This window comes from Peptoniphilus indolicus ATCC 29427, from assembly GCF_000227315.1.
GTDB classification, from domain to species: Bacteria; Bacillota; Clostridia; order Tissierellales; family Peptoniphilaceae; genus Peptoniphilus; species Peptoniphilus indolicus.
The window spans coordinates 107,774-119,188 of sequence record NZ_JH165061.1; the positions used below are offsets into that span (position 1 = coordinate 107,774).

The following is an 11,415-nucleotide window of genomic DNA, read 5'->3' on the forward strand; positions in this document are numbered from 1 at the left end:
ATACCATTTATTGTAAACAAATCAATTTTTTCCGATTTGTTTAATTTATATTTCTATTTTTTCTTAACAAATCAATTTTTCCCACTTTATTTAATTTATATTTCTATTTCTTCTTAACAAATCAATTTTTTTCCGCTTTATTTAATTTATATTATAAAAATTTATTTTATATTTATTATTCAAGTAAATATATCTGAAAATAAAAACAAGGGCTTTAAAAGCCCCCTATATTTATAGTCTATTCTTTTTGTATTCTGCCAATCCGTTTAAATAGTATAATGCCATCCAACATCCAACGTGAGAAGCTGTTTGTAGTGAATTAGTTTCTGGATAAATTTCAACAAAGTCAAATCCTTTTGCCCCTGCTAATCCTGCTTCATGAACCATCATAGCCAATTCATAAGAAGTAAGTCCACACATATCTTGTGGCCCTTGTGGCATAAATGCTGCATCTAATGCATCCGCACATATTGTTACATAGACAACTTCTGTATCCTTAAATGCGATTGCTATCGCTTCATCTATAGCTTCTTTCCAGCCTTTTTCTTTAACATCTTGGCTCTTAATTACTGTTGCTCCAAATTTTTCTGCATTTTCATATTCTTTTTTATGATTTCTTGGCCCTCTTATTCCTATGTGAACTATCTTTGTAGGGTCCATATTTTCATCAGTGTATAGTCTATAGAAAGGTGAGCATCTTGAATATGGGTCATCTCCAAATTGTTCATAGTTGTCTAAATGAGCATCGAAGTGTAGTATACCTACTTTTTTAGGATGTTTTTTAGCCATCTCGCTAATTATTGGATAAGATATTGAGTGATCTCCCCCAAATGTTATCGGAATAACATCGGCATCTATAACTTTGGCAACTTTTTTTCTTATTTCTTCAAATGTAAAATCATAATTTCCGTTTTGTACTGGAACATCCCCAAAGTCTCCACCTTTTAAATATTCAAACGAATCCAAGTTGAAGTCAGGCAAAAATCCTGTATATCTTATTGAGACACTTCTAATTGATTTAGGACCTTCTGTACATGATGAATATCCACCTATTGTGCATCCACCTTCCCAAGGCACTCCCACTATGGCTATATCCAACTCATTTAAATCTTCATCTTCTTCTATTACAGGAAGATTTAACCATGATGGTACTCCACTATAAATATTATTTGGTAAAAATTTTGGATCATATATTGTTGGCTTACTGTTTCTCATTTTGCTCCTCCTAATTTAAAAACTTTATTTAAAATAACGACATTATACTGCTTACACCAATTGTTAGAGATATTAAAAAAACTCCAATCCCCAAAACTTTTTGAAGCATGTTGTTTTTATATTCTCCCATAACTTTTTCTTTGCTAGCTAAATACAATAATACGAACACACTCACCGGCAGGAAGATCCCGTTTACAGCTTGTGCCGCCATTATTATTGTAATAGGATTAAATCCTGTTGCCGCTCCGACAATTCCAAAAAGTAAAATCAATACATTTGTCGCAAAGTATCTCTTATCTCTTTTGTTAAGTTCCCATCCAAATAGTCCTGCCAACACATAAGACACTCCCAATGGTGTTATTACCGCGCTTGAAATACCAGCTGCAACTAATCCTATAGCTAAAAATGGAACTGATAAATTTCCTAAAAGCGGCTCCAATTGTTGAGCCATGTCTACTGCCGATGAAATTTCCATTCCTCTAACAACCGTTCCTGCGGTTATCATTACAGCACCTGTAATTATTCCACCCACTATCATAGAGAAAGTTACGTCAAATTGAGCTAATGGTATTTGTTCCGGATCTTTCCATGTTTGTCTAGCACTTGTTGCATGAATAAATAAATTGTATGGAACTACAGTTGTTCCTATTAGTGCTACACAAGTCATAATAGAATTAGATTCAGTACTTGGTATCAAGCCTTTTAATATTTCTGTAAAATCAGGTCTTACTACAAACATTGTTATAACAAATATAACTGCCATTATAGAAACACACACTGTCAATAATTTTTCCAACCATTTTATAGCATTGTTATGATTACTTATAAATAGAATACATATGCCCCAAATAGGAGCTATAACTCTTGAAGGTATCCCTGTAAGTGCTGAAAGACCTATTGCCGTACCTGTAAGGTCTCCACTCATATAGGCAATTCCTCCTAATATAATGGCTGCTGACACCAAAATCACCATTATATTTTTTAAGACAGGTCTTTCCTTTAAATCTTCTATTAAATTTTCAGATAATCCAGTTTGTGTTACTATCCCAAGTCTTGCAGCCATGCCTTGCATGATTATTACTGCCAAAACAGAAAATAATATACACCATAATAGCTGATATCCATATGTAGCTCCTGCTCTAGTTGAACTAGTTATCGTTCCGGGCCCTATAAACGAACCCACTATAAGCATCCCCGGCCCTAGAGCTTTTAATTTTTCTTTGAAAGTATATTTTTTCATAACTTCCTCCTACAAAATTATCATCTAAATGTATTTTAAGTTAATTTTGTAAATATCATTGCGCATCGATAAATTACTAAATTAATTATATATCCATAAGAAAACCTTTGTCAATACGGTATTATCGTTTTTTATTCTATAATACCGTATTTTACTTTCGCTATCTTCCCCGTTATAATTTAATTATAAATATTTATATAGAGAGGGAATTAGTATGCTATATTCATTCAAACCTATTCAATCTATAAAAAGAGCTATAGATGTTATAAACTGTTTTACTGACAATATAAACTATCTTACATTAAAGGAAATTAGTGAAATTACAAATTTAAAATTGAGTACAACAAGAGGAATAGCTAATACCCTATTAATGTATGGACTTTTAAACTTTGATTCTTCTACTAAATGTTATAGCCTAGGATTATTTTTTTCAGCTAAATCCAAATTACTAAATAAAAAACAAGAACTATATATACAACATATAAGCCCTTTTGTAGAAAAAATATCCGATGAATTCTCAGTAACTTGCTGTTTTCAAATTGTAGAAAATCTACAAGTTTACACTATATATAGTTCAAGTGCTCATAAAGAACACTATCAAATACATGTCGCCGAGCATGTATTACTACCATTATCAGTTAGTGCATCAGGTAAGTTAGCTTTAGCTCATAACTACAATTTACAAAATATTAAATATGCTTTGGACAGTAAGCCCGACAACACAACTGACTATTCCTCAACCTCTGTTGAGATGTTGGAGGCAAAATTAAATGATATCTTAGAGAAGGGCTATAGCTATGAAAACCAAGAATATCAACTAGGTGTGAGCAGTCTTTCAGTACCAATCTTTAATTCAAACGGAAATATTATAGCTACACTTAGCATAACTTCATTTTCAACTTATATTGAAAGTATATTAAACGATGTAGTTCCCGAATTAAAAAATCAGGCTTCTCAAATAGCTAAATTAATATCAAATATTTAAAAAGAGAGTTCCCACGAACTCCCTTTTTGATTTGAAACATTTTAATCTTCAGCTTTGACAAATATCTTAGTTATATTAATTACTACCGCATATAAAACCCCAGCCACCGGCCATACTATCCATGTGAATCCCCACTTCATTGTATATAGTGACCACGCTAAATATATTGCAAGTGCTATTCCCCAATATACAGAGCTCACTTTATTTATAACTGTGGCTATTTTTTTATTTGCTACTGTAAAATCCCCCTCTTGTAAAAGTTTGTCATAACTATCCTTCACTAAACCAACTTGTGCCATTCTATTCACCGATACAGCTATAATAAAAATTAGCAGAGCTACCATGTTGAATATTATATAGTCCTCATCAGTAAGTGCTGTGCTGACTAAAAGTGGAACACAAGCCAAAATACACGCTACAACACCTATCGCTATTGTGTTCGTATACTTATTTGAGTGATTATTTTTCTTCTCACGAACCAAACCATCCACTCCATACGCAGTTTCTATTTCATTTCTAGATATAAACTTATATTTCTTAGCTCTATTTCCACAACCTATAGATATATACACTCCAAGAGCAACCATAAACAATAAAACAGGAACTCCCACAGATATTATCATATCCTCCGATACACCAAACAATTTGCTTTCAGCCAATCCAGACAAAATTAACAAAACTATAGGAGACGCTATATATAGGAAAATTGACAAAGCTGACCACATCGAATTTTCCTCACTTATCTTCAAAAAATCAACAGCCTCTTCCATACTCACATTCTTTATGTTTTTACTTTCTACTTCAACGGCAATGCTCTCATAATTTTTTTGAACAGTATCTATCTCGTCTTTTAACAGATAATCAGTGCTAACCCCAAAAATTTTGGACATATTTAATATCCTATTTAAGTCAGGCACAGATTGTGCGCTTTCCCATTTAGAAACCGACTGTCTAGAAACTCCTAACTTTTCAGCCAACTCTTCTTGACTCCATCCATTTTTCTTTCTTTCTTCAATTATCTTATCAGCTAGTATCATCTCTACTATTCCTCTCTGTTATTTTTAATTAATGTATCAAAAATAGTATTTGCATTCTATAAAGTTAGCTTTGAAATTTGTCAACTGCCAGTTGCAATCGTCGATTTCAGCCAATTTAAGTCCATGTAGAATATATATATTACAAAATTATAATTTATAGTTCATTTCTTTTCAAATATACCTTTAATTTATAACTATTACTTTTTCAAAATATTTCTCTTTAATATTGTCGTCTCAATTTTATTCACAATTAAAAAGAGTGCCTTTCGTATATTGCACTCCATAGTTTAAAATTTATTTCCAGTATTGTAATTTACTTTCATCAAGTCCTATATTCTTTCCAATGAATACAGGATTTTTACCTTGTCTCTTTTGCGCTTTATAATCCTCTAAGGCTTTAAGTGCTTGTCCTCCCAAAATTATAATTGTAGGAATATTGATTATACACATAAGTCCCATCAACAAATCTGCAACATTCCAAGCTAATTCCATTTGCATTCCCGCTCCAACAAAAATTAAAACTGCCGCTAATACTCTATAGCAAACCATAAATACCTTTGAAGGCACTTTCTTATTCAAGTATGTCAAGCAAGTGTCTACATAGTATAAGTTCCCTATCAAAGTTGTGAATGCGAATAGCGTAAGAGCAACTGTTATGAATATAATCCCATAATTTCCAAATACTGTTGATAATGAAGTTTGAACAAATGCTGCTCCTGCAAGCTCCGCTATCGGTTCAACTCCAGATGATAATGCCATAAATGCTGTTGCAGAACAAATTAAAAGTGTGTCTATGAATACAGAAAGCATTTGAACCAAGCCTTGTTTTGCAGGGTGGGATACATCTGCTGCAGCTGCGGCATTAGGCGCAGATCCCATACCAGCTTCATTTGAGTACAATCCTCTCTTTATTCCCGCAACAAGTGAAGATCCTGCTATTCCTCCAAATATTGCCTTAAAGTTAAAAGCATCAGACAATATCTTTGAAAAAACTGTTGGTATATAAGTTATATTTAGTATAATCATTAAGATTGAAACGATTACGAATATAACTCCCATAAACGGCACTAGTATTGAAGTAAATTTTATAATTCTCTTTCCACCGCCTAAAATACAATATGCAGCAACTACAGCAAGTATAGCTCCTATCATCCAAGATGTTTTACCTGGAGTGTAAAATCCGTATATTTTAAATGAATCTTGTAAATTAAAAGATGCTAACATATTAAACCCAACTGCATAAGTTAATATTAAACATATCGCAAATAAAACCCCAACAGTTCTGCTTCCAAGTGCAGTTTCTATGTAGTATGAAGGACCTCCATAGCTCGTACCGTCCTCACCTTTTCTCTTGTAAATTTGAGCAAGAGTAGATTCTATAAATGCTGATGCTCCACCAATTATAGCTATAACCCACATCCAAAATACAGCTCCATATCCGCCAAGGCAAATAGCATTAGAAACCCCTACTATGTTTCCTGTACCAACTCTTGATGCTGTTGAAACCATAAGAGCTTGGAAAGATGATACCCCACCTTCATCAGGCTTTTCAGTTACCACACTTATAGACTCTTTGAACATTGATAATTGTATAAGTCCTGTTCTAACCGAAAAATAAAGTCCACAAAACAACAACATAATAAGTAAGATTGGATAATACAACACATCATTAATGCTCAACAATATTTCATTTAACTTCGTAGATAAAGTTATGAATAATTCTTCCATCTATTCCTCCTTTAATATACATTCAAATTTAATTTCTCAGATAAATACTCAAGCATTCTAACACCTGAGTAGCTATTCCCGTGCGTATCAAGAGCCGGACTATAAACTGCCAAGCCATAACCATCTATTGTGGCTGTGACAATTCCTCCGCCAACTCCACTCTTAGCCGGAATTCCAACTCTAACAGCAAAATCTCCGGAGTAGTCATACGTACCACAAGTTGCCATAAGAGTTCTTAAAATTCTTGCATGTTCTGGTTCTATAACTTTTTCACCGCTCAAAGATACTCCATTGTTAGATATACAATAGCTCATATTGGCCAAATTTTTAACATTTACCATCAATGAACAGCTTTTGAAATAAATATCCAAAACTTCTTCTACTTCAAGACTCGGTGGTAAAATCTTTCTTGAAAGCATGAGATATGTTAAAGTTCTATTGGCAAAAGAAGATACTTTCTCAGATACAAAAATTTCTTCACTGTAACTTATTTCTTCCCCTAAAAACTTTGATGCTTTCTCAATTATAACTTCTAGTGTCCTTTCTTTATAAACCCTATGTAGCAATGCAACCACAACTATCGCCCCTGCATTTATAAAAGGATTTACCGGCACATTTTTCTTTGACAACTCAAGTTCTATTACACTGTTAAAAGCTTTTGATGATGGCTTGAGCCCAACATATTTTTTCAATTCATCAACAGTAAAATTTTCAAGTGCAATAGCATATAAAATTACTTTTACAACAGATTGTATGGAAAATCTATCCTCACTATCTCCCGAACAAATTAATTCTCCATCTTCGATTGCAGCAATCCCTATTTTATTTGGATCTTGTTTCTTCAACTCAGGTATGTAATCTGCAACTTCTCCCATGTCAGTATATTTTCTTCCAAGCGCTATTGCACCTTCTAGTAGTTCCTGATTAAATCTACGCAAACGTTTCACCTCCGATTTTAATTCTACCATAGTCATATATTATCTTTCTATATAAAATTTTTTAAATACAATATTTTTTTGAATGTAGTTTCACAAAATATTCTTTTTACCTAAAAAGTAATAAGGAGTATAATATACTCAATAAATTTAATCATTAATTTTAAGGAAGGTTATGTATGAATAAAATCAAATTTTTAGAAGAGATTAAATCCGATTTATCATCGATAGTTTCAAATTTAACTTTTGATAACTTGGAAGAAACCAATGTATATTTAAAAAACTATCTTTGTATTTTAAATTCACTAAATGATTTACCAAATAATTTATCAAACTATAATACGTATGAACACTCCACGACTATCAAGTCAAATAATAACTTAACCGAAATTTATGATGCAAATAACAATATTTTCTTAGGTCAAGCTCACTTAAATCTATCCGGAGCAAACATTGGAAGCTTTAAAATATTTGTGCCTGAAAAGTTTATAAGAAAACTTAATATTGAAGAAGGTGATTGGGTTAAGGCTTCAGTTATCAAAAAAGCTTACAACCAAAAACCTGTATATGAATATGAATTAATTGAAAAAGTCGCTGCCGAAAGCAATAAAAAAGTTGTCAAATATGCCATTGTAGAATTCGACGAAGATCTAGAACAATATTACATAGAATCTTCAGAAGATAGACTATCTACAAAAATACTACTTGACCAATATAAGACAGGTAATTTCCACTTAGAAATTGGTGATGTAGTAGACTATGCATATTGGAACGATGAAATCCTAAGCGGAAAAATAATATGGGTTTACCACACTGATTCTTCTCCCGAATTAATCAAAGACCACGAAATACAATCCTTAACCTCCAGCTCATTAAACGGATTAAATATTGGAATAATCGGTTTAGAAACTGATAAAGAAATCTTCAAAAGAGCTATCGAAGCAAATGGAGGACAACTTTGTTACTTGTCAGGAAATGAGTCAGTCGAAATTCTTTCAAACGAAATTTCAAAGACAAATATTTTAATAATATTTATAGATTCTGTTGGCCACGATGCAATGTTCAAAATTAGAAATGTGAGCAAAGATTTTGAAATACCTATTTTATATTCAAAGAGCGTTGAAAGTAATGCTCTTATCCAACTAATATTAGAAGAATTAGAAATACAGTAACATAAGAAAAAGGACTTCATTGGAAAGTCCTTTTTTATATCATTGATTATAGTTACTTTGCTCTCTTATTTTTTATCTTATTTATAATAATTTGAACTTCAGATACTTTTAGCACTAAAATAGCTACCAAGTAAACCCCTCCAGCAACCACAATTGCAACCAATAGAGCTAAAATATTGCCAATAGCTCCTCTTGAAAAACTATAAGCAACACTCGCTAAAAGTCCCATACATACAGTCGCTATAGTTATCTTCATCAAATCTGAAATATTTATATTACTAAACATTCTGCCCAATTTACCTTTTAAACTTAAAACCATCAGTATGGCTCCAACAATAAATGAGATAGAAGTTGCAAGTGCAAGTCCTCTTATCCCATACACCTTCATCATTACCATACTCAAAACTATATTCACTCCAACCATTACAACTGAATTTACAACAGGTGTTTTAGTATCCATAATTGCATAAAACGCCCTTGATACTATCTCTCTAACGCCTATACCAATTATCCCTATGGCATAGAAATTTAAAACATTGGCAGTCACCACTGCTTCTTGCTTCCCAAAAGCTCCCCCCACAAATAGTAGTTTTACAATTGGATCTGAAAATATAAATAGACCTACCGAAGCCGGTACAACTAAAAGAGCCATAGATACCAAGGCTCCCCCAACAGATTTTTTCAAGCCGTCATAGTCACAAACTGCTCCAAGTCTTGCCATGTCCGGATATACAGCTGTTACAATTGAAGTTATTACAATCCCCGTTACAAAAGCTTGCAACTTATAAGCATAATTTAAAGAAGCCATAGCTCCAGTAAACAAAGCAGATGCCAATGATTTTGAAATTATAAAATTTAATTCAATTACTGAAGTCGAAATAAGCACAGGCACAATAATCTTCATCATCATTTTAAAATCTCTATCTTTCAAACTGATTAGATTTCTATGTCTATAACCCGACTTCTTGATGTATGGCAAAAATATTAAATATTGGAATATAAATCCTGACAAGATACCAAACGCCAAGTATTGATAACCCATTTTTTTAGCAATTGTCATACTTGCAATTATAATTACATTCATCAAAATCGCATGTGCTATTGAAACTATAAAATGTCTTTTAATTTGAAGATAAGCTTTAAAAATAGAAAAGACAGTCGTTGCAGCAAGACTTAAAAGCGCAACTCTTGTCATAAAGACAGCCATTGTCAGTGTCTCACCTTCAAAACCTATCGCCATTGCCATAACCAATTGTTTTGCAAATACAATCCCTACAATGGAAATTAACAAAGTGCCCATAAAGACGATATTAGATAAATTTGAAGTAAATCTATTAGCCTCTTTTTCTCCGCTTCGCTCTTTAATTTCATTATACATAGGAATGTATCCATTAGCTGTAGCTCCGGATAATATGTTTGTAAAAGTCATTGGAATTTGAAAAGCGACCAAAAAAGCTTCTACAATTATTCCCGTTCCGAAAAAATAAGCCAATGCTTTTTCACGTACCAAACCAAAAATTTTTGATAATATTGTTACAATCATCAATATATACGACGTATTCATATTTAACCTCTTTTTATTTTTTACTATATTATTATTGTAACAAAAAGATTTAATTAAAAAAATATGTTTGAAATTAATTAATATTTCAATTTTGTACAATTCCTTTTAGTTTACTTAATCTTCTAAATTAAATTTTAAATTACAAATAAAAAGGCCCTGCAAAAGTTTATATCTCTTACAGAACCTATGCCTTATATAATTTATTTTATTTGAATATTTTTGCAAATGCCATTACTATAAGTGACAATAGTCCAAGCACTACAAAAATAGAAATCATTCCCTTTCCCATTATTTCAAGGGATACTAAAAAATTTGGATTCATATTCCCCTCCTATAGAAACTGTTGGATTAAGTTTAATATAACTCCACCAGCTACAACAGAACCGATTTGACCCGATACATTTGCACCTACAGCAAACATCAAAAGGTGGTTAGATGGATCTTCTTTTAACCCCATCTTTTGAACTACACGAGCTGACATTGGAAATGCTGAAATACCAGCAGCACCTATCATTGGATTAATCTTATTCTTTGTAAATAAGTTTAGTATTTTCGCAAACACTACTCCGCCAATTGTATCAAACACAAATGCTATAAGTCCTATTCCCATTATCAAAAGAGTTTCAAAATTTACAAAAGCTTCCGACCTCATGCTGAATGAAATAGTAATTCCAAGTAAAAGTGTTATCAAATTCGCAAGTTCATTGCTCGCCGTTTCTGTTAAATTTCCAAGTACACCCGACTCACGAATTAAGTTTCCAAACATCAAAAATCCAACAAGCGAAACTGACATAGGAGCAACTAATCCTGCTATAATCGTAACTAAAATAGGGAAGAAAATTCTCGCATTTCTTGAAACTCCAGTAGGATTGTAGTGCATTTTTATCTGTCTTTCTTTTTTAGTAGTAACCAATTTTATTGCCATTGGTTGCACAATTGGAACCAATGCCATATAAGAATATGCCGCAACCGCTATAGCACCTACATACTTTGAGCCCAAAACTTGAGAAACAAGTATTGAAGTAGGTCCATCTGCTGCACCTATTATTCCTATTGAAGCTGCATCTTTTAATTCGAACCCAAGAACTGTCGCCAAAGAAAGTGCAAAGAAAATTCCAAACTGAGCCGCCGCTCCAAACAAAAACATTTTAGGGTTTGAAAGTAACGGACCAAAATCAATCATGGCTCCTATTCCAATAAATAATAATAGCGGGAGTGCCTCTGACGCTTCTATTCCAACCTTAAATAACCATTCAACTATCCCCGTTACTTCACCAATTCCAGCCATGGTTTGGTTTATAGCTCCAGATAATGGTAGGTTAACTAAAATTGCACCAAATCCCATAGGGAGCAATAGTGCCGGTTCAAATTCTTTTTCAATAGCTAGGTAAATAAGCAGAATTCCAACGCCATACATAACTAAATCCTGCCAAGTGATAAGCTTTATACCTTCTGTTAAAAATTCCATTTCGTCCTCCTAATTAACTATAATATGTTACCACACAGAAAAAACTTTTCAATATGTTGAATATAAAATTT

9 protein-coding genes are annotated in these 11,415 nt (G+C 32.6%); 2 read left to right on the forward strand and 7 right to left on the reverse strand.

What is annotated here, in order from left to right; all coding sequences use genetic code 11:
- Positions 1 to 231 precede the first annotated feature (231 nt).
- Together HMPREF9129_RS00490 and HMPREF9129_RS00495 are read right to left on the reverse strand one after the other, a co-directional pair.
- A complete protein-coding gene (locus HMPREF9129_RS00490; RefSeq protein ID WP_004819179.1) occupies positions 232 to 1,215 on the reverse strand; it encodes an agmatinase family protein in 984 nt (327 codons plus the stop codon).
- A 28-nt stretch (positions 1,216 to 1,243) separates the two neighbouring features.
- Complete coding sequence (locus tag HMPREF9129_RS00495; RefSeq protein ID WP_004819181.1) at positions 1,244 to 2,455, reverse strand: Nramp family divalent metal transporter; 1,212 nt, start codon at positions 2,453 to 2,455, stop codon at positions 1,244 to 1,246.
- Positions 2,456 to 2,669: 214 nt separating this feature from the next.
- On the opposite strand from HMPREF9129_RS00495, the gene HMPREF9129_RS00500 reads away from it, so the two are divergent.
- Entirely contained in the window at positions 2,670 to 3,440 is a 771-nt protein-coding gene (locus tag HMPREF9129_RS00500) for an IclR family transcriptional regulator (protein ID WP_004819182.1), read from the forward strand.
- Between the two features lie 41 nt (positions 3,441 to 3,481).
- On the opposite strand, the gene HMPREF9129_RS00505 is transcribed toward HMPREF9129_RS00500, so the two are convergent.
- From HMPREF9129_RS00505 to glsA, 3 genes are all read right to left on the reverse strand, one after another.
- Positions 3,482 to 4,477 carry a helix-turn-helix domain-containing protein gene (locus HMPREF9129_RS00505; protein WP_004819184.1) on the reverse strand — a complete coding sequence of 332 codons (996 nt, stop codon included), beginning with the start codon at positions 4,475 to 4,477 and terminating at the stop codon, positions 3,482 to 3,484.
- A 294-nt stretch (positions 4,478 to 4,771) separates the two neighbouring features.
- Positions 4,772 to 6,205 carry an alanine/glycine:cation symporter family protein gene (locus tag HMPREF9129_RS00510; protein ID WP_004819186.1) on the reverse strand — a complete coding sequence of 478 codons (1,434 nt, stop codon included), beginning with the start codon at positions 6,203 to 6,205 and terminating at the stop codon, positions 4,772 to 4,774.
- A gap of 11 nt (positions 6,206 to 6,216) precedes the next feature.
- Entirely contained in the window at positions 6,217 to 7,152 is a 936-nt protein-coding gene (gene glsA / locus HMPREF9129_RS00515) for a glutaminase A (RefSeq protein WP_370882802.1), read from the reverse strand.
- Between the two features lie 167 nt (positions 7,153 to 7,319).
- On the opposite strand from glsA, the gene HMPREF9129_RS00520 reads away from it, so the two are divergent.
- The gene (locus tag HMPREF9129_RS00520; protein ID WP_004819189.1) at positions 7,320 to 8,312 is read left to right on the forward strand and encodes a DUF2325 domain-containing protein; all 993 of its coding nucleotides are present in this window, start codon (positions 7,320 to 7,322) and stop codon (positions 8,310 to 8,312) included.
- A gap of 52 nt (positions 8,313 to 8,364) precedes the next feature.
- Here the strand turns inward: HMPREF9129_RS00520 and murJ are convergent, their stop codons facing one another.
- Together murJ and HMPREF9129_RS00530 are read right to left on the reverse strand one after the other, a co-directional pair.
- Positions 8,365 to 9,876, reverse strand: coding sequence for a murein biosynthesis integral membrane protein MurJ (gene murJ, locus HMPREF9129_RS00525; protein ID WP_004819191.1), 1,512 nt, complete (start codon positions 9,874 to 9,876; stop codon positions 8,365 to 8,367).
- 331 nt (positions 9,877 to 10,207) lie between these two features.
- Positions 10,208 to 11,344, reverse strand: a complete 1,137-nt coding sequence (locus tag HMPREF9129_RS00530) for a sodium ion-translocating decarboxylase subunit beta (protein ID WP_004819193.1) — start codon at positions 11,342 to 11,344, stop codon at positions 10,208 to 10,210.
- Between the last annotated feature and the right edge of the window lie 71 nt (positions 11,345 to 11,415).